We start from the raw sequence: 1,580 nt of genomic DNA, 5'->3' as shown, positions 1-1,580 counted from the left end.
ATCAAAATTATTAGATTTGAAGGAGAGGGAACATAAAGAAACAATTGACGAATTAAAAGGAGTTCAAAGGGAAATCGCATGGGGAAGTCAAATACGTTCCTACGTATTTTGCCCATACACATTAGTAAAAGACCATAGAACAAATTATGAAGTAGGAAACGTTCAAAGTGTTATGGACGGAGAAATAGATGGATTTATTGAAAGCTATTTAAAACAAGGTGTAACATAATTATTTATAAAACATAATATATTAATAGTAAGCCATATTTAATTAAATAGGTGTGTAATAAAAAAATAAAGAAGGTGCCAATATGGACACAGTAGTATTAAAATTTGGAGGAAGTTCAGTTGCAGACAATATTAAATTAAATATTGTTGCAGAAAAAATCAAAAGTTTTTATGAGGAGAGAAAAAAAGTAGTAGTTGTTGTTTCAGCACAAGGAAAGACGACAGACAGTTTAATTAAAGAAGCTATGAGTTTGTCAAGTATTCCTAATGAACGAGAATTAGATGTATTATTAAGTACAGGTGAACAAATTTCTATGGCAAAACTTTCAATACTGCTTAATCGACTTGGAATGCCAGCAATTTCTCTTACAGGCTGGCAAGCAGGAATCTTTACAAATAATACAAACCAAGATGCAATTATAGAAGACATAGATACATCAAGAATTGAAAGGGAATTAGAAAATGGAAAAATTGTGATTGTTGCAGGTTTCCAAGGAATAAACCCTAATATGGATATTACAACATTAGGAAGAGGAGGGTCAGATACAACAGCTGTAGCAATTGCTGCAAAACTTAAAGCATCTAAATGTTATATTTTTTCAGATGTAGATGGTGTATATACTGCAGACCCGAGGCAAACTAAAATTGCAAAAAAAATAAACACTTTATCATACACCGAAATGTTAGACATAGCTGATGAAGGAGCCAAGGTTCTTCATAATAGATGTGTTGAAGTTGGAGAAAAATTTAATGTGCCAATAATCAACATTTAATGATAATGATGGGACTATTATAAATAATAAAATAGAGGGTGGATATGTTAAAAATATCGTTAAAAATGATAATATTAAATATGTGCACATTACATCTAGTAAGTATTCTTTAGATATGTTTAATACCATTTATAATTCTTTTATTGAAGAAGAATTGAATGTAAAAAACCTAGTTAATAGTAGTGAAGATAATTTAGATATTTCGTTTACTATTCCTAAAGCTAAATTTAATAAATTGGCTAATTTGTTAGAAAATAAATTTCCAGAGCTAAATAGTAGTTATTTAAATATTACTAGAATTTCTATTATTGGAAATGGTATCATGAGTAATAATAGCGTTTTAAATAAAACAATGGAAGTAGTAAAAAATAATAAACTTGATATTATAAGTATGGAAATTAATGAGACAAAAATTGCTATCATGTTTAGGAAAATTATATCGAATGAAGTCTTAGATGAATTACACAAGATTTTAATATAATGGAAAAGGGCCTGAAAGGTCATTTTTTGGTTCTAAAAACTTAATTTTTGAATATAATTATTTATAGTTAGGAGGAGAGAAATGGTTGTTGAGGAAAG

Annotated in this window: 2 protein-coding genes and 1 pseudogene; all 3 read left to right on the top strand. The window is 28.4% G+C overall.

Going from position 1 to position 1,580, the window contains the following annotated elements:
* Positions 1–229: pseudogene (gene prfB / locus Q0F58_RS19570) on the top strand (peptide chain release factor 2); the annotation flags it as partial.
* A gap of 82 nt (positions 230–311) precedes the next feature.
* On the top strand, positions 312–1,001 hold the full coding sequence (locus tag Q0F58_RS19565; protein ID WP_294379772.1) for an aspartate kinase: 690 nt from the start codon (positions 312–314) through the stop codon (positions 999–1,001).
* A 115-nt stretch (positions 1,002–1,116) separates the two neighbouring features.
* The gene (locus Q0F58_RS19560; RefSeq protein WP_294379770.1) at positions 1,117–1,482 is read left to right on the top strand and encodes a hypothetical protein; all 366 of its coding nucleotides are present in this window, start codon (positions 1,117–1,119) and stop codon (positions 1,480–1,482) included.
* The last annotated feature ends 98 nt before the right edge of the window (positions 1,483–1,580 follow it).

Source organism: uncultured Clostridium sp. (assembly GCF_934754915.1).
Lineage (GTDB): Bacteria > Bacillota > Clostridia > Clostridiales > Clostridiaceae > Clostridium.
The sequence above is the reverse complement of the archived record's forward strand: the minus strand, read 5'-3'. Positions and strand labels throughout refer to the sequence as shown.

What these genes read in the sequence shown, in the direction of transcription:
- Q0F58_RS19565 (WP_294379772.1), top strand. Translation starts at nt 312, where the DNA reads ATGGACACAGTAGTATTAAAATTTGGAGGAAGTTCAGTTGCAGACAAT.
- Q0F58_RS19560 (WP_294379770.1), top strand. Translation starts at nt 1,117, where the DNA reads ATGTTTAATACCATTTATAATTCTTTTATTGAAGAAGAATTGAATGTA.